General features: G+C 34.2%; 17 protein-coding genes. 8 read left to right on the forward strand and 9 right to left on the reverse strand.

Going from position 1 to position 23616, the window contains the following annotated elements; translation table 11 throughout:
• Window positions 1-490: 490 nt before the first annotated feature.
• Entirely contained in the window at window positions 491-1804 is a 1314-nt protein-coding gene (locus tag G3A47_RS00330) for an APC family permease (protein WP_166919334.1), read from the forward strand.
• A gap of 99 nt (window positions 1805-1903) precedes the next feature.
• On the opposite strand, the gene G3A47_RS00335 is transcribed toward G3A47_RS00330, so the two are convergent.
• The 3 genes from G3A47_RS00335 to G3A47_RS00345 all read right to left on the reverse strand — a co-directional run bounded on the left by G3A47_RS00335 (window position 1904) and on the right by G3A47_RS00345 (window position 8030).
• Window positions 1904-4249, reverse strand: a complete 2346-nt coding sequence (locus G3A47_RS00335; protein ID WP_166919336.1) for a hypothetical protein — start codon at window positions 4247-4249, stop codon at window positions 1904-1906.
• Window positions 4206-5231 (reverse strand): hypothetical protein, encoded by a 1026-nt coding sequence (locus tag G3A47_RS00340; protein ID WP_166919338.1) that lies wholly within the window; start codon window positions 5229-5231, stop codon window positions 4206-4208. The genes G3A47_RS00335 and G3A47_RS00340 overlap by 44 nt, the downstream gene beginning before the upstream one ends.
• A 165-nt stretch (window positions 5232-5396) precedes the next feature.
• The gene (locus G3A47_RS00345; protein WP_166919340.1) at window positions 5397-8030 is read right to left on the reverse strand and encodes a valine--tRNA ligase; all 2634 of its coding nucleotides are present in this window, start codon (window positions 8028-8030) and stop codon (window positions 5397-5399) included.
• A 232-nt stretch (window positions 8031-8262) separates the two neighbouring features.
• Between G3A47_RS00345 and G3A47_RS00350 the strand changes: the two genes are divergently transcribed.
• Window positions 8263-8643: a DUF1573 domain-containing protein gene (locus G3A47_RS00350; protein WP_166919342.1), complete on the forward strand. Its 381-nt coding sequence runs from the start codon at window positions 8263-8265 to the stop codon at window positions 8641-8643.
• 82 nt (window positions 8644-8725) lie between these two features.
• Here G3A47_RS00350 and G3A47_RS00355 read toward each other — a convergent pair whose 3' ends face one another.
• From G3A47_RS00355 to G3A47_RS00375, 5 genes are all read right to left on the reverse strand, one after another.
• Window positions 8726-9214, reverse strand: coding sequence for a hypothetical protein (locus G3A47_RS00355; protein ID WP_166919344.1), 489 nt, complete (start codon window positions 9212-9214; stop codon window positions 8726-8728).
• A 509-nt stretch (window positions 9215-9723) separates the two neighbouring features.
• Complete coding sequence (locus G3A47_RS00360; protein ID WP_166919346.1) at window positions 9724-11850, reverse strand: OmpA family protein; 2127 nt, start codon at window positions 11848-11850, stop codon at window positions 9724-9726.
• A 10-nt stretch (window positions 11851-11860) separates the two neighbouring features.
• The gene (locus tag G3A47_RS00365) at window positions 11861-12796 is read right to left on the reverse strand and encodes a PorP/SprF family type IX secretion system membrane protein (RefSeq protein WP_166919348.1); all 936 of its coding nucleotides are present in this window, start codon (window positions 12794-12796) and stop codon (window positions 11861-11863) included.
• A gap of 31 nt (window positions 12797-12827) precedes the next feature.
• Window positions 12828-15461: a gliding motility-associated C-terminal domain-containing protein gene (locus G3A47_RS00370; RefSeq protein WP_166919350.1), complete on the reverse strand. Its 2634-nt coding sequence runs from the start codon at window positions 15459-15461 to the stop codon at window positions 12828-12830.
• A 139-nt stretch (window positions 15462-15600) separates the two neighbouring features.
• Entirely contained in the window at window positions 15601-16926 is a 1326-nt protein-coding gene (locus G3A47_RS00375) for a PDZ domain-containing protein (RefSeq protein ID WP_166919352.1), read from the reverse strand.
• Window positions 16927-17049: 123 nt separating this feature from the next.
• On the opposite strand from G3A47_RS00375, the gene G3A47_RS00380 reads away from it, so the two are divergent.
• From G3A47_RS00380 to lgt, 6 genes are all read left to right on the forward strand, one after another.
• Window positions 17050-18249: a pyridoxal phosphate-dependent aminotransferase gene (locus tag G3A47_RS00380; RefSeq protein WP_166919354.1), complete on the forward strand. Its 1200-nt coding sequence runs from the start codon at window positions 17050-17052 to the stop codon at window positions 18247-18249.
• Between the two features lie 540 nt (window positions 18250-18789).
• A complete protein-coding gene (gene folE / locus G3A47_RS00385; protein WP_166919356.1) occupies window positions 18790-19461 on the forward strand; it encodes a GTP cyclohydrolase I FolE in 672 nt (223 codons plus the stop codon).
• A gap of 215 nt (window positions 19462-19676) precedes the next feature.
• A complete protein-coding gene (locus G3A47_RS00390) occupies window positions 19677-19922 on the forward strand; it encodes a four helix bundle protein (protein ID WP_306783609.1) in 246 nt (81 codons plus the stop codon).
• A gap of 42 nt (window positions 19923-19964) precedes the next feature.
• Window positions 19965-21440 (forward strand): cysteine--tRNA ligase, encoded by a 1476-nt coding sequence (gene cysS / locus G3A47_RS00395; RefSeq protein ID WP_166919358.1) that lies wholly within the window; start codon window positions 19965-19967, stop codon window positions 21438-21440.
• Window positions 21441-21462: 22 nt separating this feature from the next.
• The gene (yidD, locus tag G3A47_RS00400) at window positions 21463-21702 is read left to right on the forward strand and encodes a membrane protein insertion efficiency factor YidD (RefSeq protein ID WP_047775542.1); all 240 of its coding nucleotides are present in this window, start codon (window positions 21463-21465) and stop codon (window positions 21700-21702) included.
• A gap of 63 nt (window positions 21703-21765) precedes the next feature.
• Entirely contained in the window at window positions 21766-22698 is a 933-nt protein-coding gene (gene lgt / locus G3A47_RS00405) for a prolipoprotein diacylglyceryl transferase (protein ID WP_166919360.1), read from the forward strand.
• 281 nt (window positions 22699-22979) lie between these two features.
• On the opposite strand, the gene G3A47_RS00410 is transcribed toward lgt, so the two are convergent.
• The gene (locus G3A47_RS00410) at window positions 22980-23594 is read right to left on the reverse strand and encodes an acyloxyacyl hydrolase (RefSeq protein WP_166919362.1); all 615 of its coding nucleotides are present in this window, start codon (window positions 23592-23594) and stop codon (window positions 22980-22982) included.
• Window positions 23595-23616 lie beyond the last annotated feature (22 nt).

Below are 23616 nucleotides of genomic sequence, written 5' to 3' on the forward strand. Positions count from 1 at the left end.
AAAGCTCTTTCTGTACTCTATTTTGAGAAACTGAAAGGGCTTTGGTCTTTTATAGAGATTAACATGAAAGTCTGTGGAGAAATAAGAATTTTAGTGAACTTTAAATTTATTTAACCGCAAGGGACGTGAAGCAAAAAAACGCAAAGTACACAGGACTTATAAATCACTTAGCGCACTCCTATGTTTGCAGAGAAATTTTTTCACGCAGATCTAGCAGATTTATTTAGAGAGTTTTTATTGAAATCGCAGAGCAAAAATATCGGCTTAATCTGCTAGATCTGCGTGCATAAAAAAAACTTTGCGCTTTTGCGATCTTTGCGGTTAAAATAAACTGCACATTTTATAAGAAGTAGAAATTTCACAAAAAAGCCCACAACTTTTGCGCATGATCCCGAAAAACCTCGTTTACTTCTAAATGAGGTTTTTGGCTTTATCAAAAGAAAGTTTTTTTATTATCCCTACTTTTGCTCACCAAATCAAAACAATACAAATGATAGATTCCAAAAAGAACCAATTAAAAAAAAGCTTAGGATTAAGTTTTAATATTGCCGTCTTAATTGGGGGAACAATCGGAGTCGGAATTTTACGAACTCCCGGTACAATTGCTTCCTTGTTGGACAATTACTGGCTTATTATTATTTCGTGGCTCATTGGCGGATTGTATGTTCTTTTAGGAGCAAACTCCTATGCCGAACTGGCCACCATGCTCCCAAAAGCTGGAGGTTCTTACAATTATATCAAAAGAGCATTTGGCGATTATGCCGGTTTTTTATCGGGCTGGTTTGACTATATTACAAATGTAAGTCCACCCGCTTTTTACTGTATAGTGATCAGCGAATATATCATTATTTTGTTTCCGGGACTTGCAAGTCACTCCACCACAATCGCAATTTCATTGTTACTTGCCTTTGTGCTCCTGCATTTAAGTGGTGTAAAAAACGGAAGTGCCATTCAGCAAATCACGAGTTTTCTAAAAGTAATCTGTTTTGTTTGTTTGCTTGTGGCTTGTTTTATGTATTCGGGAGTACAATTACCTACAATTCAAAAAGACAGTTCATTCTTTCAGATCGGTCTTATACTTGGCTTTTTCAAGTCACTCCAATTGATCATCGGAACGTATAATGGCTGGAATGGCGTTTGCTTTTTTGCCGAAGAAAATGACGATCCGGGTAAAAACATTCCTCGATCGTTATATAGCGGGGTATTATTAGTAATTGCCATTTATGTTTTATTGAATGTTGCTTTTTTTCATGTTTTGCCTGTTGAAACTTTAGCAAAATCTAATTTGGCTGCTGCCGATGTTGCCAACATCATTTTCGGAAAAAACGGGGCAATCATTGTTACGGTGATCTCCATCTTTTCATTAATAAGTATTTTAAATGCCTTTATGATGATTCCACCCAGAATCTTATACGGACTAAGCCGCGATGGTTTTTTTAGCGAAAAAGGAACAAAAGTCAACAAAGGCGGAACTCCCGTGGCAGCACTTTTGGTTTCTTCTTTGTTCAGCTTAATTTTAATTTGTATCGGTTCTTTCGAAGCATTATTTTCGTTTGCTGCCTTTACCTCTATCATCGTTTGGGCGCTAGCGTATTTTTCATTGTTAAAACTTAGAACAAAAGAACCTGATTTACCAAGACCCTACCACTCGTTTTGGTATCCTTGGTCCACTATTATTGCTATTATCGTGTCACTGGCCTTATTAATTGGTTTTATATACAGTGATCCGCAAAGCTTTGGAATTATAGTCGTTATTACCCTAATTTCCTATCCTTTGTTTTTGATTTTAAATCGCAAAAAATAAAAAATAATTTTTAAACAAAAACCCGACAGGTTTTTAGAAACCTGTCGGGTTTGTTTATTTAAATAAGATCTAAATATTGAAATACGGCAGCGGGATTTTTTATCTTCTGGCATTAAAGTAACTTTCAAAAGCATTACAATCTGAAGTTAAACTTTCAAAATCATCAGGGTAACTTGATTTTAAATCCTGATAATATCTATTTTTATTCCAAAGAAAACCATCATAATTTTCAATTCTGTTTTCATAATCATTAGGATATTGATATTCTAAACTGTTCTTTTCACACCTGCCCAACATTCGTAAACACAAAGCTTTAAACTTAGCTGTTTTTGCATTCTTAAGCGCTAAAAGATAATAATGTTGTGCAATAGCTGCTTGATAATATTCTTTCTCATCTTCATAGAGAGATTCATTAATACCGGAAGTCCAACTATAGCGACGCATCATCCACGAATTACCATTGTGTGTCATATTATAGTAAGCATTAGCCACCAGAAAATAATAGTAGTCTTTATTCTTTTCTTTTAAATCTGAAGCTTTTTTAAGATACAAAATGAGATGTTCTGTAATACTGTATTTATTTAATCTGAACTGTTTTTTCTGCGAAATAAATTCCGGTGTAAATTTTAAAACAAAAAACGGGTTTGCATCAAACGAATCAGAACCTTGACAATTTGGCTTTTCCCATAAGCAATCAGAATAGGTAACGGAACCATTATTACTAATTTTACTAAAATACGCAACTGCTTGCTCTAAATTATTCTGACGAATATATTTTGTCCCAATTAGATCATAGAGCCTCGGAAGCTCCCTTTTAATATAGCTATATTTCCAGATCGAAAATGCATCTGAATTCTTCCTTTTCTTTTCATATTCTTCAACAATTGCCTCTACTTGTTTTGGAGAATAAGTGACATCAATATAATCGAAATAGTTAGAATAAAAATCTGCATAGGTGTTTTTCGTACTTTTTGAGCTCTTCCAAAATGAGTAATTTTCATAATCATAACTTCCGTCTGCATCTTCAATTTTTAGATATAAAAGAGCCGCATCGGTGGTATTTCCTTTATATTCCAATTCCCTTCCAATTGCAAACAGAAATTTTTTATTTTTTTGATTTTTAAGAATAATCGGCTTTACTTCATCTAAAATAATAGCTTTCCCGTTTTGCTGATTGGAAGTTAATGCCAACGCTTTTATAATTTCAATTTGATTATAAAGAGAATCCGTTTTTGGAATATTCTTTTCTAATTGTTCAATTTGATTTAAGCAACTTTGATTGCTCTTGGTTACAAATGACAAATACGATTTACTAATTTTCCACAAGACCGGATTGTCAATCTTTTTTAGATTTACACTATTTATAAACTGCAATACCTCAGCTGCATAGATTCTGTCTTTCTCAACACGCTTCAGTATATCTTTTATCGAATTGTCTTTTTCATTTGACCAATCATTATATACAGAAACTGACGGGTTAAAAAGTGAGTAATAGGGTGTAAAAACCCAGTCTTCAATTTTATTAACCTCTCTTAATAACAAAAATGACAAACCATCAAAATTAGGATTGTATTTATAAACCTGTTGTAAACAATATAATGCCCTATCACTCTTTTTAATTCCTGCCAACAAATAAACATTCGCTTTTTCCTCATTTGTTTTCGCATATTTTAAAACAGAAGCAAGAGGAATTTTTGAATGAAACTGTTGCGCAATCATAAAACGCTTATCCGGAGCTTTAGCAAAAACCTGAGCTGCGTAAAAATTACCCAAAGCTTGATCTGTTTCTGCAATTGTTCTAAAATATAAACTCCAATAATTTAGTATATCTTCTTTTTTCTCATATTTAAAAACACTATCGTACAATGTTCTGATCTTTTCAAGATCATTGTTATAATAAGCCATTCGAATCGCCAAAAAAGTATATCTGAATTTGAGCTCTTTACTCGAAACCTTATTAGAAAATACAATTGCCTGATCAATAAGTTTTTTCCTTTTAGGCATTGTAAAACCTTGCTTTCTTTCCCAAGGGTCATCATAGAGTCCGTTAAAAAACTCACAGCTTTTCGCAAACTTCAAATAATTTACAGCTTCTGTTTTTTTAGTCTTATAAAGATAACGAAGCATTTCATTTGAACTTTCTAAAGTAATATCATCCTCTTTAAATTCCAGTAAAACGGTTCTTATTGCTTCAATAGAAACTTTATGGTCACAATATTTTAGCCATAACTTTTCATTTTCATCAACTGTCCCCTTTAAATAAATACCCTCAGAATTTGGCTGAAATGAATTATACGAATAATTAAATTCTGAATAGGAATAGTATGGAAAGTTTACAGGGTTTAAAAACGAAAAACGAATTTCCTCTCCAAAAGGATAAAAACCACAGGCAAAAATAGTGTTACTTACTAAAGTTAGTATAAAAACCGGAAAGTGTTTCATCATTGTATTTGCTTAATTGTTCTTCGTCTAAATGGAATAAGGTAACGGTCGTATTACCAGAATCAAAAACCACATTCTTCCGAATTACTTCAATCGCCTTGTTGATCTTTTCCGAACTTAATTTTTCATATTTGATCTTATCCCCTACCCTTAAATATAAATCGTCTATAACCAAGTCTTTAGTTACTTCATACCACATGGGTTTAATTTCTTTCAATGAACCTATAATATCTTTATGGTTATTGTAAATGACTTTAGCAAACTTGTTATTCTGGTACACCTGCATCCACGAATAAATGGGTAAAGCAACATCTAAATGCAGAGGATACTTTCTTTTTTTGTTGAGATAAAGCTCCAGTTCATTAACATCTAAAATCGAGTTTTTAGAATGATTATTCAACGGATTTACTAGATTATAACACATTAAAGTAGCTCTATCAACAGGCGGAGTTCCCATTTTTTCAGGGTATTTATATGGGTATAATCGTAAAGTACAACTAATTTCTTTTTTAGAGATTTCTTTAAGTTTCTTTAAAAAATAGAAATAATTATCTTTTGTTTTTAAGGTCCAATCACAATCCATTTGAAACTCCTTTATCTGATTTTTTTCAAATCGTTCGTTTACATACTTCTTAATTAAAAAATCAATATTATTGGCCAAGGTATCTAATGCTTTTTTATTACCAACTTTAAATACATCATTCTTTATATAAACAGTTGGCACAATCGTAATACTGTCCTGATTATAAAGACGTAAAATCGATTTTGATATCGGAAAGTCTCCAAAAGCTTCGTTATGATCTATCTCAAAAAATTTCACATACAACTTCCTGATCTTTAGATCCTTTACAATAGCAGTTTCTTTTTCTGATAACGACCAAGTATCACTTTTCCAATAATAAAATGATTTTTCAACATTTTCAATTTTATTCGAACAGGATAAAAAAAGGCATAGTACAAATACTAAAAGGAGATTTTGTTTCATTTAAAAATGGGAATTAAATAGCGTAAAAGTGCATTAAAATTATACTATTTAAAGACAGAAAATCATAAAAATCGAACATTTTTTTTATCAAAATAATTCTAAAATAAAAAGAAAACCCGACAGCTTAAAAAACTGTCGGGTTCTGATATAAATTGAATCTAATTCTTATTTCAATCCGGCTAAACTCTGCTCAATGGTAGCAATTTTAGCTAATGCATCGGCTTCTTTTTGTTTTTCGTTAGCCAAAACTTTCTCCGGTGCACCGGCAACAAATTTCTCATTCGCCAATTTAGACTGAACAGATTTTAAGAAACCTTGTGTGTAAACTAACTCCGCATTCAGTTTTGCAATTTCAGCTTCTACATCAATATTTCCGGTAATCGGGATAAAATATTCGTTTGATTTCACACGGAAAGACAATGCGCCATCTACTTTATCTGAAACATATTCGAAAGAAGCAATATTTCCAAGCTTCGTTACAACTGCATCAAAATAGGTAGAAATATTTTCATTGTTAATAGCCTTTAATTCTATGCTATCTTTCATTGCAATATTCTTTTCTTTACGGATCGTTCTGATTCCTGAGATTACTTCAATTGAATTTTCAAAATCAGCAATTAATTTAGCATCAAATGGCTTTAATTCCGGCCAAGTTGAAACAATTAAAGCTTCTTCCGGAGTTCTCTCAGCAATTAAATGCCAGATTTCTTCGGTCAGGAAAGGCATAAATGGGTGAAGCAGCTTTAAGTTGCTTTCTAACATTTCGATTGCTTTATCGAACGTCTTTTTATCAATTGGTTGTTGGTAAGCCGGTTTGATCATTTCAAGGAACCAGGAACAGAAATCATCCCAAACCAATTTGTAAATGGCCATTAATGAATCTGAAATTCTGTATTTATCGAAATTATCTTCAATATCAACCAATGTTTGCTGCAATTTGGCTTCGTACCATTCGATTGCTACTTTTGAAGATTCCGGTTGCGGAATAGTTTCAGAAACTTCCCAGCCTTTTACCAATTTAAAAGCATTCCATATCTTGTTAGAGAACGCTTTTCCTTGATTACATAATTCTTCATCAAACATAATATCGTTTCCGGCAGAAGCACTTAAAAGCAATCCTACACGAACACCATCGGCTCCAAATGCATCGATTAAATCTAACGGATCAGGAGAGTTTCCTAACGATTTAGACATTTTACGACGTTGTTTGTCACGTACTAAACCTGTTAAATACACATTCGTAAATGGTTTTTCACCTGCATACTCATAACCTGCAATAATCATTCTCGCCACCCAGAAAAACAAAATATCCGGGCCGGTTACTAAATCATTGGTTGGGTAATAATATTTATATTCTTCACTTTCAGGATTCATAATTCCACCAAAAACTGACATTGGCCAAAGCCAGGCAGAAAACCAGGTATCAAGAGCGTCAACATCTTGTCTTAAATCTTTTGTTTCAAGTTTCGGATTTGAAGTTTTTTGCTGCGCTAATTTTAACGCCTCATCGATGTTTTCAGCAACAACAAAATCTTCTTTTCCGTCGCCGTAATAATAAGCCGGAATTTGTTGTCCCCACCATAACTGTCTCGAGATATTCCAATCGCGAATATTGTTTAACCAATGCGCATACGTATTTTCGAAACGTTTTGGATGTAATTTAATAGAACCGTCAACCAAAACAGATTGAATTGCCGGTTTTACCAAATCTTCCATCTTCAGGAACCATTGATCCGATAATCTTGGCTCGATTACCGCTTTTGTTCTTTCAGAAGTTCCAACTTTATTTAAGTTAATTTCAGTTTTGGCCAAAGCTCCAATTTCTTCCAGTTCTTTCGCGATTTCGGTACGAACTACAAAACGATCTTTCCCTTGATAATGCAATCCGAAGCTATTTAATGTAGCGTCCTCATTAAAAATATCAACGATCTCAAGGTTGTGTTTCTCTCCCAAGGTTTTATCGTTCATATCGTGAGCAGGTGTCACTTTTAAACAACCTGTTCCAAACTCAACATCTACATATTCGTCTTCAATAATAGGAATCACTCTTCCGCAGATTGGAACGATAGCTTTTTTACCTTTTAAATGAGTAAAACGCTCATCATTTGGATTGATACAAATTGCAGTATCCCCAAAAATAGTTTCCGGACGTGTTGTAGCAATGGTTAGGAAATCTTCAGAACCTTCGATTTTATATTTTAAGAAAAATAGTTTTCCTTGTTGTTCTTCGTAAATTACCTCTTCATCAGACAAAGTTGTTTTAGCTTCCGGATCCCAATTTATCATTCGATAGCCTCTGTAGATTAACCCTTTGTTGTACAAATCAACAAAAGAGCGAATTACAGATGCAGACATTTCCGGATCCATAGTAAATTTGGTACGTTCCCAGTCGCAGGAAGCTCCTAATTTTTTAAGCTGCTCCAGGATTACACCACCATACTTGTCGGTCCATTCCCAGGCGTGCGCTAAAAACTCTTCACGTGTTAAATCATTTTTATTGATTCCTTCCGCTTTCAGTTTAGCCACCACTTTGGCTTCTGTCGCAATTGATGCGTGATCCGTTCCCGGAACCCAGCAGGCATTAAATCCTTTAAGACGAGCCCGTCTAATTAAAACGTCCTGAATGGTATTGTTCAACATATGCCCCATGTGCAAGACTCCTGTGACGTTTGGCGGCGGAATTACAATTGTATAAGGTGTTCTATGATCTGGTTCTGAATGAAAATAATTATTTTTCATCCAGTAATCATACCATTTATTCTCGATCGTTTTAGCGTCAAATTGTGCTGGAATTGTCATTGTATATTGGATATGTTATTTCTATTTATTTTTTATCTGTCTTACTTGTTTTATTGGTTCTCAAATAACCAATAAACACATTGACCATTAAACTTTTAGACTTTGGTTTAATTTTTGTATTTAATATTGACAGCAAAAGTAAATAATTAAGTACACTATAAAAAGCGAAATAATAATTTGTGTATTAATTAAAAGAAAGTATATTTACTTACAACTCAAAAATAATTTCAAAATGAAAAATGTTGCCACTTTTATTGTAATCGCATTGTTTACTACAATAGGTTATACGCAAAACGGCCCAAAAATTGAATTTGCAGCCCCAGACAACACAATTGATTATGGAAAAATTTCTAAAGGTGATAATGGACTCCGCTCTTTTGAATTCACCAATACAGGAGATGCACCTCTATTGATTACTGGCGCCGAATCTACAGTTAGTTCTATTATTGTTACCAAACCGGCTGCTGCTATTTTACCGGGTAAAAAAGGAAAAATTGATGTAAAATACAATATGGCTGCAGGCCCAATTCGTAAAACAATTACTGTTGAAACTAATGCCGTAAATTACCCTGATGGTAGGGTTGCCCTAAAAATCAAGGGAGAAGTTTTATAAAAAAATTAAAAGCTAAAAATAGTAAAAGCCGTTTCTAAAACTAGAAGCGGCTTTTTTTTGTACTATTATTCAACACAACTTTTTATTTGGACTCTTCAATACAGTCTACAGTTGTAAATTTATATTTAACATTTTCAAAATCGATAGGCTTATCTTTTACCAAATAAGTTACCCCCATCGTAATCTGCATGGTTCCGTTTCCTAAAATAAGTTGCTTGTCTCTTTTTAAGAAAGCCATCGGATTTTTAAATGTGGTATTCTTATTTGTTTTTTCTCTAAAGGTATAATCAGCAAATAAAGTATCACCATGAAATTCTCCTTTAATTTCGCCAATCTTTTCCGGTTGAGAATCAACCTTCATTATCATATTACCTGTTAATTTACCATCTTTTAAAGTATTCAATTTTAAATCAATAGTATCCCTCTCGTAGATTGCTTTGTAACATTGAACATTTACAACTTTCTTTGCTTCTGCTTTGGCTGCTTCAATTTCTTTTTGCTTTTCGTCATTTTTACAGCTTTGGAATCCAATACAGGTTAGAAGCAAACAGGATAAGACTAGGTTTTTCATAAGTATAGTTTTAAATCATTGTTACTTTATAAAATTAAAGAAAAAAGCATGTAAAAAAAAGATTTTCTAATCAAATAACAATTGATTTAGTCTTACTCTAAAAATGGTATTGATTTTCAATTAGTAAGAAATCAATTTAACTTACTGGAGGTATTATTTTTTAAACACATAGAAACATAGTTTTGAAAACGAAAAAAAAGGCGTTTCACTTATTTGAAAGCCTCATAGTTTAACTCGATGATAAAAATACCCTTCTTTTTCACACTCTTTTTTTGAGCAAAATCAATATATCTATATATTAACCTAAACCTTTATTATTGAATAGTAATAGTAAATCAGAAAAAGAATCCTTCAAATCAGTGCAATCTGTGGCAGCACTTTTTATTTCGCCACAGATTAAAAGGATTATTTCTAGTTTAAAAAAATAATTCGTGAAAATTCGCGCAATTAGTGGCAAGCTTTTTTTTTGCCTCCAATTTTACCAATTTCCAAAAATAGCATCAAACAGCTTATAAATTCTTAATCACAAATTCGCTTCTTCTGTTTAATTCATGTTCTTCTTCTGTACAGGAGTCTGCTACTTTACACTTTACAATTGGTACTGATTCCCCATACCCTTTGGCAAGTACTCTTTTGGGATCAATTCCGGATTCTATTAAAAATGCTCTGGTCGAAGAAGCCCTTTTCTGAGACAAATCTTCATTAAACTTAGCATTTCCTCTCGAATCGGTATGCGATCCGATCTCAATAACCATATCCGGATATTTTTTCATCAGGGCAACAACTCTGCCTAAAACGACCTTAGACTCTTTACGAATGTACCACATATTGTAATCAAAATAAATGGGATCCGTTTTTATAAGCAATCGGTCATTTTCTTTTACAACATCTTTTTCTTGTTTTAAAATCTGCTCTACTTTTTCTTTTTTCTTGACTTCAGCTGCTGCAATTTCGTCTGCTTTGGCTTTTTTCTCGGCTTCTTTCAAAGCTATAACTGCCAAGGCTTCTTTCTCTCTTTTCTCTTCAACCAGACGTTGTTCTTCTTTCTTTTTATTTTCGGCGATCTGTTGTTCTTCTAATTTAATTGCCTCAATAGATCGTAATGTCATAGAAGCATCATTACTGGTATTTCTGGTTTTTCCGGATGTTAAAGCTCTTGATTCGTTTGTATATTTTTCTTTGAATGCCAAAACAATGAAGGAACTTTCGCAATTGACCGTAAAACTAAATTTCCCGTCTGCACCGGTAGTAATCGTACCTATTGTTTTTTTGTCTGAATCCTGTAGTATAACCGTTGCATTTTCTAATACCTGCTTTGTATCAAAATCAGTAATAGTCCCGGCAATAAATTGTTTACAATCTTCTACTATTAATTCTTTAATCTCTTTAAATTGATAAATATCATCACTCCCCTTTCCTCCTTCTCTGTTTGAAGCAAAATAACCTTCTTTACCATCCGAAACGGTAAACGAAAAATCATCTAAATTAGAATTTAAGGGCAGACCAATATTTACCGGTTTTGAATAGTCATTTTTGCCAATATCAGAAACAAAAACATCCAGCGATCCATATCCTAAATGTCCGTCTGAAGAAAAATAAAGCTTATTATCCTCTGAGACAAAAGGAAACTGCTCTCTTTTACTGGTATTAATAACTGGGCCCAGATTTTTTGGTGTATCAAATGCCCCTTTATTAATGTTTACAGAAAAAATATCAAAAGACCCCACTGTTCCCGGCATATCTGAAGAGAAATACAGTACTTTTTCATCAGCACTTAAGGCAGGATGCTCGACAGAATAATTTGGACTGTTAAACGGAAGTGCTGTTATATTGGTCCATTTTCCGTCGACTAATTCGGCTTTAAAAATCTGAAGATTCGAGATTTTCTGGTCGTTTTTCTTTTTCTTTCCGTTTTTTGAATTGTTACGGGTAAAATAAATGGTTTTGCCGTCTTTTGTAAAAACTGCATTAGATTCGTGCATTCCGGTTTTTAATTCATCTGCAAAATAATGTAGAACTGCTTCTTTGGAATTAACATTTTTTATGGGTACGGCAACTAAATTTAAATAGGTTTCATTATCCCACTTAAATTTTTTATCAAACAGACTTGGTTTTAATTTGACTCCTGCAAAAACCAAATTATCTTTATATTCTACAGCACCAAACTCAGAATTTGGCGTATTTATTGCCAGATTTTTAATCTCAAACCGATTGCCGATAGCGGAGACATTTTCTAGTTCTTTTAGTTCTTTTTCGAAATAAACAGCGTCTTGTGCATTGGCAGATTTTGCATAATATTCTCTAAGAGCAGCATTAGCCTGATCTTCACTGTTACTGGCCTTTAATGTTTGTGCATATCGGTAGTAATATTCTCTGTCTAAATCTTTATCGTAACTTTTTATCAAAAGCCTGTAATAACGTTGGGCTTTTATCAGATTATTGGTGTAATAATAAGAATCTGCTAAATTTCTAATAACCTCCTGAGAAGGCTTGTCTGCTGCCAATTTTTCATACAATACAATAGCTTCACTATAATAGGTTTTATCAAAAAATCGCTTGGCTCTAATCAAATCCTGATCCTGAGCCTTTATAAACTGTATTGAAAATACGAATATAATAACGAGTAGTTTTTTCATATTTTTCATTTTAAAAGAATCTTGGTGATTTGTCAAATCCTTTTCCTAATAAATCTAAATCAAAAAGCAACATAATTTCATGAGTCCCCGAGTTAAACTGTCCCAGATTAGAAAGCGTATAATCGTAAGCATACCCCACTCTAAGTGTTGGTGTGATGTTTATGTTTACCAAGGCACTCACAGCATCATCTAATCTGTAAGCAGCTCCAAACTCAAATTTTTCGTTGTACAAAGCATTTAATGTTAAGTCTAAAGCAATCGGAGCTCCCTTAACAAATCTCGACATAAAAGCCGGTTTTAATTTCAACCTGTCATTCATCTGAAAAACATATCCGGCTGTTAAAAAAGTATGAATGTTTTCTGAACCAAAAGCATTTATACCTGATTTTTCTTCGATATGTTTCGAGTTCAATAAACCGGGAGAAGATAATCCGACATATAAATTATCTCTGAAATAGTAAGCTCCCACTCCTATGTTTGGTTTGGTTACATTAACGTCCTGAGCGAAAGCCAAATCGGTATTGGCATTTCCGCTTTGCAGTTGAAAACCATTAAAATTGGTTTGCATAGACGTAAATCCGGCTTTTAATCCCAGAGACAGTTTGTTTTTTCCTCCTAAATTTAAAACATAGGCAAAATCGGCATAAAAGTTATTTTCTTTTTTAGCACCATCGCCAATATCATCAGAGATTAAAGACATACCCACTTCGACTTTATCACTCACGGCTGTATGACCAAAAAAAGTAAATGTTTTTGGAGCACCATGAGCTCCAACCCACTGTGTTCTGTATAATCCGCCAAGATTTAACATGGCAGGTGTACCCGTCGCATAGGCAGGGTTCACCACACTCATATTATACATATAATGCGTATACTCCGGATCCTGCTGCGCTGAAACCGAGGTTATATAAAAAAGGAAGGTTATATAAAATATTATTTTTTTCATTTGAAAATCGTATTAAAGAACGTACACTGAATTATCTGTTTAAATAAAGGCGTCCTTGTTTTGGGGGCTTATTGCCTTTATTAAAATAGAGAACGTAAAAATAAACTCCGTTAGGCGCCATTCCGCTGCTAACACCGTTCGCTTCATAATTCAATCCGTCCCAACTGGCTTTATTTTTAAATCCTTTATACATTTCGTTTCCATATCTGTTGAAAATTTGAAGTGCATAATTCGGATACAAAAAGTCAATATCCTTAATTTCAAAAGAATCATTTACACCATCACCGTTAGGAGAAAATCCATCTGGAATAAAAACATTTTCTAAAGAATCGCAATTTGTCAACGACACGATAACTTCAAGACTATTCTCTGACTTACAACCTGTAGTATTTTCTAAATCAAACCCATAATACCTTGTATTTTCAGCCAACGGAGTAGTTGCCGCCAATAAATTTCCATTCGTTCGCGCGTCGTACCAAACTACCGAAGAAGGAGAATTGGTACGACTCGTCAAATCTGCAATTGTGGGATTATCTAATCCGCAGAAACCTGCTCCTTCTGAATTTAATACCGGTGCCGGGGAATCATTTATAGTGACCAAAATAGCCGTCGCATCTGATGTACAACCGGCAGGAGAAGTCTCGCGTACATAATAATTCTCTGATTTTAATACATAGGTAGCTGCAAGTGGTGTAGTTGCTGTATCAGAAATATACCATTTATATTGTGTCCCATTAGGCTGTAAGTTGGCAATTGTTCTGCTATCTGCTTTACAAAAAGACTGAGGCCCAGCCGATGGAGCAACCGGAATAGGATTTATCCGAAAAGCATCTGACAAACCGCTTATATCGATACCACAACCTGTTATATTATTAGTCAGTTTTGTAATCGAAACGGCATAAGATCCCGGGTTTGGAATTGCTCCTGAAGGAAGTACAAAACTTGCATTACCACCTGATACTGCCGGTAAAGCAATTGTAAAAGGTGTAGAAGTGGTGTTATCTGAAACACTATAGTCCAACGAGATATCGGTTAAAGTACCTAGCCCGCTAATCGAAACAGAGACAGGTTCTCCAAAACAAACATCCCTAATCTGCATTCTTACAGTGGCTGCAATCGGTAACGGATTAATAAGAATATCACCGCTCAAATTAGCTGTATTGGCGCATTGAGAAATGACATGACTAATATTGGTAATGGTTATTACCGCATTACCGGCATTGGAACTTAAAATAGCAGGAAGCATAAAACTCGCATTACCTCCTGTAAATGTTGCTCTTGCTAATTGTCCGGTAGCTACGTTGGCACCAGTTATATTATACGTAAGATCATAGGTACCATCGGTAATTTTTATGGCATCTGAAATCTGTACTAACGCACTCTCGTTTTGACAAGTTGTAATTTTTGCAATTTTTGAATCACTTAAATCCGGTATAGCATATACGATTAAATCATCTGATAAATTATTTATAATATTAGTACAGGACTTTGAAGCGTTAGATGCTAAAATATTCACGATATTTACATTAAAAGTCCCGACTTGTTGAAAAAATTTTGAATCTAAAGGAAATATAAGAACTCCATTCGTAAAATTGGCCTGTATATCTTCTGTTCTTCCATTTGGTCCGGATACCTTATAGGTCACCAGATAAGTTCCGTTGGGAATAGCTGTATTTCCTCTTTTAATTGTAACCGAATAACTTGCTGTTGCAATTTCCGTTTCACAGATATCATTATTAACGGTAACGGTAGCTCCCGTAAAATCAAGCTTTCTTTCAAGCCGCACTCCTACTGTTGTTTCCTGCGGCGAACAAATTGGTTTTGGAGATGAAACCCTATAAGTAAAGTAAAAAAATCCTGCCCCAAATCGATCATAAATTTTTTCAAGATCTACAAAATGATCTCCGGAAAAAGTTAATTCTCCCGTGCTAATACGATTGCTATCAGTCCAACTTCCCCCTGCATCCTGCCCTTTCAGTAGCTTATCAAGATCAAAATTGGTATAAGCAGACAAACCATCACTAGCACACAAAGCCAAAGGCATCGCTTGTCCCGATCTCGGAGCCCTTACAACGGTTATTACTGCTGATGAAGACACAGCAGGACAACTGCCAATGGCAGGCATCGTATAGGTAAATCGATAATCTCCTTCAAGATTAAAAATATTAATTACAGAACCAATATTCTTATTGGTAGTATTATCATACCATTGTCCATTATACTGTGGCCCCAAAAAGAGGCCATTAAAAGCTTCAAAAAGATTAAAAGTACCGTCTGCACTACATTGCGTAGAATTTGAAGTAACCCCAGAATAACCGCCTATAATTACTGTTATGGTTGCCGAATTATCGGTACAGCCCACCGCACCATTAACTGTGTACGTATAATGATAAATCCCACTTTGACGGATAAGATGAGCATTTAAAACTCCTGTGGTTGCATTTAACCCTCCCGACTCATCATCATCTGACCATAGTCCTCCGGCTATTGGAGCTCCTCCTAATTCTGCAAATAAATTAATTGTTTGATTAGCCGGATTAGGAATATCACATACCGTAAGATTATTATCATCTCCGGCACATTGCGCATAAATTGAAGAAGACAAAAGCGAGAAAAAAGCAAAAAACAATATAAAATATAAGAATTTGATGTAATTTCTGAACATAGATTCTATTTTTTAGACAAACATAAAAAAATATTACTCCTTTCTAAATTAAAACTGACTATTTTTGTAACTTTTTTCCTAAAATTACAAATATTAATTTTTATTAATCATTAATAAATTTTTTTTAATGCTAAACAACTTACAATTCGTCTTCAAGCTTAAATCTGAATTTCAGAATTAAACTATTTCTTTCTACTTCCAAATTAATCCAAACATCTTCTTCCGATTTTAAAAGTGCATTTATTTGCTGAAGCGAATATTTGTAAGGCAATACTTTATTGATACTCACAATAATATCACCTCGCATAAGACCACATTTTTCAGCAGCCGAAAACTTGCGAATATTTACAATTTCAAAAACCGGTTTTAAACTAAATTTATATCTAAAATCACTTCCCTTTCTCGCGTTCGCTTCCATCTCACCCAAAGACGAAGTAACTTGCACGGTCTCTAAATGAACCGTTTCCTGTACCCATTGCAAACCGTTATGCTGCACTGTAATACCGCTTTTATTATATGTAAATGGCTCTGAAAACTTGTTATTTTTTTTGAGAAACAGTTTCTGATCTGCATAATCCAACACCACCGTAAATCTTTTTAGAACTTCTCCCCCCAGAGAACCAATACGCCCCGGAACCATTTTAACATTTCGAACTGATGTTGAATCAGGAAAAGAAACAATTGGATTTTTAAAATCAAAATCAGCTATCGAAAATTTCGAAATTTTTGCCCTGTGCCCCTCAATGTCCCCACTAAAGCCTTTTCCTAAGAAATCAGGAAAATTTTTCTTCGGCAATTTTATTTTATCATTTTCAAAAACCCAAAAAGCATCACTGTTACCAATATCAATAAGCAGTTTGGCCGGAATAGTTACACCGTCAACAACAGCTGTTGACTCGATATAAGGTTTTGCCCTTTCAATTGTAATTGGAATTGTTTCAAATTTTTTCTCAAGCCTGCTTCTAATCTTTTCGTTATTTACATGTACCGTAACTTTTTTCTTCTGATAATTAATTTCAACTAAATTATTTTTAAAGAATTTATAGCCAATGATTCCATTTACCGGAATTCCGATATGCGAAGACAAATTAAATTCCTGGTCGAGAATAACATAAAGCAACTGATCAATAGCTTTCAAACCATGGGTTTCTAAGATATTGTTGGTCGATTTCAATCCTTCGATTTCTTCCTCACCGCCTAATCCTCTCAGTTTTATTTTTTCAACATTGTTAAAATGAACTTCTTGTTTTTCATCCATACTAAACAATATTGTTTCTTCTACACCGGAATCCAGCAGAAAATTTAATTCTACACCATTGACTTTTATGGGAATAAAAATAAGGTTGTTAATCAATTTAAAAGGGATAGTAACCTTAGAATGCTCCTTTTGTATCAAAAAATCATTTTGAGCATTTAATAGAAAAGGTGTGAAAACCCCAAGAAACAACACGATATATTTTTTCATTGACAGTATTTTAGTATAAAATTAGTAAATATTTTTATAATTGTTAGATTTTCATAAGTACCTGTAATGTTTACGTTAAATTCGAAAAAAAAATGCAAATTTGCACTTCAATACAAATAGCTCATGCCAACAATTTCGCAAAAAGGCAGAAACATGCCCGAATCACCGATACGTAAACTTGCTCCTTATGCAGATATAGCAAAGCAAAAAGGACATAAAGTGTATCATTTAAACATTGGTCAACCGGATATCAAGACACCCGAAGTGGCCATGCAGGCGGTAAAAAATATTGACTTAACTATTATAGAGTACAGCCCGTCTGCCGGCTATGAAAGTTACAGAAAGAAATTAGCACAGTTTTACCAACGCCAAAATGTAAATGTCAACCCTGAAGATATCATTATCACCACCGGTGGTTCTGAGGCCTTGTTGTTTGCGTTGGCCACAATTACAGATCCGGGAGATGAGATTATCATTCCGGAACCTTTTTATGCCAATTACAATGCGTTTTCGGCCTCAACCGGAGCAACGGTAGTTCCTGTAATTTCAACTATCGAAACGGCTTTCGCTTTGCCTAGTATCGATTCATTCGAAAAATTAATTACTCCGAAAACAAAAGTCATCTTGATTTGTAATCCCGGTAATCCAACCGGTTATTTATATTCGGAATCAGAAATCAAACAATTAGCAAGTCTGATTAAAAAACACGATTTGTATCTGATTGCTGATGAAGTTTATCGCGAGTTCCTGTACGATACAGACGATGTTCATTATTCGGTAATGAATTTAGAAGACGTACAGCAAAATGTGATTATGGTTGATTCTGTTTCTAAACGTTACAGCATGTGCGGTGCCAGAATTGGTTGTCTGGTTACCAAAAACAAAGAGGTTCTGGCAACGGTGATGAAATTCGCACAAGCACGATTGAGCCCACCCACTATTGAACAAATCGCTTGTGAAGCTGCTATAGATACTCCACAAAGTTATTTTGACGAAGTTATTTCGGAATACAAAGACCGCAGGGATACTTTGATTACAGAATTAAATAAAATTGAAGGTGTAATCATAACCAAGCCCAAAGGTGCCTTTTACTGTATTGCTCAGTTACCAATTGACAATGCCGATGATTTTGCACAATGGCTTCTGGAAAGTTATGATCTAAACGGAGAAACCGTAATGGTAGCTCCTGCTGCAGGTTTTTATTCTACTCCCGGAATGGGACTGAACCAGGTTAGAATTGCCTATGTTCTGAACAAAAAAGACTTAATCAGCGCAGTAAATGTTCTTAAAGAAGCCCTTTTAGTTTACAACAGTAAAAAATAATACGGCTTACCAGCATAAATCACAAAAGACAATAACGACTTAAAGTTATTGTCTTTTGCATTTTAAACAAACCGTTATTTGATTTTAATTTAACCGATATCCAAAAAGTAATCACTAAATAATTTAAGTTGCTAGTTAGTAGTTGTAAAATGTATACTGTAAAATGTTGAATGTGATATACTGGTCTGAAAGGGCACATGCTTTAATTCATTAGATTTCCTTGCCTTTAGGCGAAACGATAGGATTTAGATGAATTGTTACTGTATTTTGGTGATCTGACGCAATTTGGTAAATTTAGAAGTAAGAACTCTAAACCAAAGTAGTCAGTGGCTTTGTCTTATTCTGAATGCGCTCAACTATATGCTCGTGCAGGGTAAGATAGAAATCAATCAAACAAAACTTATTACTTTTTACATTTTACAGTACACCTTATTCAACCAGCAACTTGAATTAAATAATAAAAACGATAGAAAAGGTTTGCTTTTTATTAATTATCTTTACCGCCTTAAAAAGATATACCACATATAATAGTAGTTTTTAATGACAAATAACGAAGATTTTTTAGACGAAATAGGTGACAATCACTTTAGCAGTAATGCGCAAAACCCTCTTAGAAAGGACGCTTTTGACTTAAGTGACGATGAAAAAATAGAAAAAATAAAAAAAGATGTTGAGAACATTCTGCAAACTCTTGGAATGGATTTGACTGATGACAGCATAAAAGGCACTCCAAACAGAGTGGCTAAAATGTTTGTAAAAGAAATTTTTGGTGGTCTTAACCCTTCCAAACAACCAAAAGCTTCTACTTTTGATAATAATTACAAATACGGTGAAATGTTAGTTGAAAAAAACATTACCGTTTATTCTACCTGCGAACACCATTTATTACCAATTATCGGAAGAGCACATGTAGCTTATATTTCGAGTGGTAGAGTTATTGGTTTATCTAAAATGAACCGAATTGTTGAATATTATGCCAAAAGACCTCAGGTTCAAGAGCGTCTAACGATGCAGATCGTTCAGGAATTACAAAAAGCGCTTGGTACAGAAGATGTTGCCTGCGTTATCGATGCCAAACACCTTTGCGTTAATTCAAGAGGAATTAAGGATATCGAAAGCAGTACGGTAACCTCTGAATTTGGCGGAAGATTCAAAGATCCTCAAACCAAAAGAGAATTTCTTGATTACATAAAATTAGATACTCAGTTTTAGTTTAATCGGTAAATCATTAATTTGTTTAATCGTTTTATCAAAGACTTAATTTGCGGTTAAACGATTAAACAAATCGGACAATTAAACAAAAAAGAATGTACGTTTTTTCATTTGAAAAGTTAGAAGTTTGGCAAAACTCAAGAATATTGATTTTGGACATTTATAAATTAACGAGTAAATTTTCATCAAATGAATTATTCTGAATAACTTCTCAAATAAAAAGAAGCTCTTCTTCAATTGCAACAAATATTGCGGAAGGGACTTCGAGAAATACAAATAAAGACAAAGCTTATTTTCTTACGATTTCTTATTCATCGGCAATGGAAACTTTAAACCATTTAATCATTGCAAAAGATTTAAATTACGTTTCTGATATTGATTACATCGAATTGCGTGAGAAAATTGAAAAAATTTGTAATCAGCTAAATAGCTTAAAAAAGTATTATCTTTCAAAAGAATAAAAACGATTAAACAGTTAAACGCTTAAACACTAAAAAACCAATATGCATTTATATACATCACAGCCGCTAAAAATATACAACTCACTTTCGGGTGAAAAAGAAAATTTCAACCCTATTCACGTAGGAAATGTTGGAATGTATGTTTGCGGACCTACGGTTTATAGCAATGTACACCTTGGAAATGTTAGGACTTTTATGTCTTTTGACGTTATTTTCAGGTACTTATTACATCTGGATTACAAAGTGCGTTACGTAAGAAACATTACCGATGTCGGACATATTGTAGATGATGTGGATGAAGGTGAAGATAAAATCGCCAAAAAAGCACGTATAGAGCAATTGGAACCAATGGAGATTGTACAGCGCTATACGGTAGATTTTCATAATATACTAAGTGCTTTCAACTTCTTGCCACCAAGCATTGAACCAACCGCAACGGGACATATTATTGAACAAATTGAAATCATCAAAAAAATAATCGATACCGGAATTGGTTACGAAGCCAACGGATCTGTTTATTTTGATGTTGTAAAATACAACGAAACCAAAAATTACGGAATTTTAAGCGGTAGAAATATCGAAGATATGCTTGCTAACACCCGTGATCTTGATGGTCAGTCTGACAAAAGAAATCCTCAGGATTTTGCCTTATGGAAAAAAGCAGAGCCGGAACACATTATGAGATGGCCTTCTCCATGGAGCGATGGTTTTCCGGGCTGGCATCTTGAATGTACAGCTATGAGCACCAAATACCTGGGCAATCATTTTGACATTCACGGAGGTGGAATGGATTTAAAATTTCCGCACCACGAATGCGAAATTGCACAAAATGAAGCTTGCACCGGTCAATCTCCTGTAAACTACTGGATGCATACCAACATGCTTACGCTAAATGGTAAAAAAATGGCAAAATCAACCGGAAATAATATTTTACCGGGTGAAATATTAAGCGGAGACAATAACATTCTAAGCAAAGCCTTTTCTGCTTCCGTGACCCGTTTCTTTATGTTACAGGCACATTACAGAAGCATACTGGATTTTTCTGACGATGCGATTGTAGCGGCAGAAAAAGGATATAAAAGATTAATGGAAGCTGTTAACGCTTTACCGGAAATAAAATCAAGCACAACAAGTTCTATCGATATTGCATCTTGGAAACAGTTGTGTTATGATGCCATGAATGACGATTTTAACACCCCTATCTTAATTGCACAATTATTTGAGGCTGTTCGTTACATCAACTTACTGAAAGAAGGAAAAGAAACGATTTCTAAAGAAGATCTCGAACTCTTTACTACTGCCATCAATGCTTTTGTTTTTGATGTTTTAGGCTTGAATGATGAGAAAGCTGAAGGTAATACGGATAAATTAGACGGTGTTGTAACTATGCTTATCGGAATGAGAAATCAGGCAAGAGCAGATAAAAACTTTGCACTTTCTGATCAGATTCGCGATCAGTTAATCGAACTGGGCATTCAGTTAAAAGACGGAAAAGAAGGTACCAGTTTCTCGTTGTAACCAATTCAACTTCTAATAAACCATGAAAGTAATCACTCCATTTGTTTTATTAGTGCGCTTTTACCAAAATGCCATTTCGCCCTTTACACCGGCAAGTTGCAGATTTGAGCCAACCTGTTCCAGTTATATGATTCAGGCATTGCAAATGCATGGCTTATTCTATGGCGGTTATCTGGGAATTAAACGTATTTTGAGTTGTCATCCCTGGGGAAAAACCGGTTATGATCCTGTTCCCGAAAAGAAATGTTTGCACAAACATTAACTTTAATTAAAGACTTACTCTGTTATAAATATTTATTTTTACAACACTAAAAAAAATTAACATATGACACATGCCTTAAACATCATTTGGAATCCTTCAGAGGGAATCGATTTAGGATTTTTTATGATTCGTTATTACAGTTTAATGTTCGTAATCGCTTTTGGATTAGGATGGTACTTAATGAAAAAGATTTTCGAACGCGAAAATGAGCCTATTGACAAATTAGATTCTTTGTTTGTTTGGACTGTTTTAGCAACTTTACTTGGCGCACGTTTAGGTCATGTTTTATTCTATGATTGGGAATATTTCAGAAATCATTTACTTGAAATCTTTCTACCTTTCAGATTTGAACCAAAGTTTGAATTCACAGGATTCCAGGGATTAGCAAGTCACGGGGCTGCGATTTCCATTATTATTGCTATGTACTATTTCAGCAAAGTGGTTTTAAAACGTCCTTTATTATGGATCTTAGACCGAGTGGTTATTCCTGTTGCCAGTGGTGCTATTTTTGTTCGTTTAGGAAACTTTTTCAATTCTGAAATTATCGGACACGAAACCACTTCTCCATTTGGAATTCGTTTTCTTCACGATCAGTTCAGTAAAGCAGAAGCTGTAAATGCAACCAACATACAAGATCCGAAGCAAGCTTATAATGCTATTGTAAGCGATCCAAAATTTGCTGATTTATTGGCACAGGTTCCGGCAAAACACCCGACACAATTGTACGAAGGATTTTGCTATATTTTTGTGTTTGCGATCTTATTTTTCTTGTACTGGAAAACAAATGCAAGACTTAAATCAGGTTACCTGTTCGGATTATTTTTAGTTCTTTTGTTTGTGGTTCGTTTTGTTGTTGAATATGTAAAAGAAAGTCAGGGCGGAATTGAAGAAGAGCTTGGCCTGTTCTCTACAGGACAATGGTTAAGTATTCCGTTTATTATCGTAGGACTGTTCTTTGTCATTAGAGCACAAAGAAATCCATTAGCGACTTCATAATACCAATACAATCAAAAATACAAGCGAGGCTATCACCACAAGTGAAATAGCCTCGTTTTTTTTATTTAAAAATCACTTTTCTCGCAAAGACGCAAAATCGCAAAGTTTTTTCACGCAGATTTTGCGGATTAAGCTGATATTTTCTTTGTTTTGCGTTTCAATAAAAAAAATCAAATAAATCTGCCAAATCTGCGTGAAAAAAAATTAGCAGCCATTTTAAAAACTTGGCGCCTTTGCGACTTGGCGAGAAACATTCTAAGCCTAAATACAGCACTTTTTCACTATAAGGAATAAGAAACACCAAACTCAATATTCTTCGTATTATAGCCCGCATTTGAACTCCCTAAACCCGCATTAGAAACATGTCTGACACTCGGACGAACATCAAAGTAGAATCTTTGTGCTTTTACAGAAAAACCAAGCGCTAAAACATCCGCAAAGGCAAATCCATCAGACATACGCTCTGTTTCTGTGTCTGTAATCATCGGACCAATACTTCCGAGAACATAAACCGATAAGCTTTTGTTTATTGGTTTACGAATCAAAAAACCAACATTCAGCACATATTCGTGAATGTTTTTTAATTGGGTATAAGTAGCTCGTTTCTGCAAATAGTCAGGTTCTTCCGGTTTAACAAAATAAAAATTCAACAGCTGGTGTGTTCCGAAATTAACTTCGGGTTGTACCAAAACTTCATATTGAAAATTTTTGGTTTCCTTTAGACGGTAATACACTTGGGCTTTATAAAAATGATTGGTGAAGGTGTAATTTCTATTTTTAAATTCATTTCCAAATCCATAATTAAAACCAACTCTCCAATTGCCCTCACGCTCTTGTGCGTTCATCTGGAATACACCTAAAAAAAACAACAAACCTACTAGTAATGTTCTACTCATAAACTACATTTATAAATTTAAA

The organism is Flavobacterium poyangense, from assembly GCF_011751075.1.
GTDB lineage: Bacteria > Bacteroidota > Bacteroidia > Flavobacteriales > Flavobacteriaceae > Flavobacterium > Flavobacterium poyangense.